Origin of the sequence: Neisseria sp. HMSC078C12 (genome assembly GCF_001838065.1) — a bacterium.
Classification (GTDB): Bacteria; Pseudomonadota; Gammaproteobacteria; order Burkholderiales; family Neisseriaceae; genus Neisseria.
Genome location: NZ_KV835621.1, coordinates 14,998 through 15,286, shown reverse-complemented (window position 1 = coordinate 15,286; position 289 = coordinate 14,998).

The window sequence follows — 289 nt, the reverse complement described above, 5'->3', positions numbered from 1 at the left end:
GCACTGCGAAATGAGAAAGGGAGCTACAACTTGCTATCCACTTTCCAAGCGGCGATAACGATTGTAGCACTGCGAAATGAGAAAGGGAGCTACAACGAAGCGCAGCCAACGCCCGAGCCGCCGCAGCATTGTAGCACTGCGAAATGAGAAAGGGAGCTACAACAGAGGTTGTATCGGTTGACGGTTCGATTTAATTGTAGCACTGCGAAATGAGAAAGGGAGCTACAACGCTGCTGTCGGTCTTCTTTGTGTCGTCCGTATTGTAGCACTGCGAAATGAGAAAGGGAGC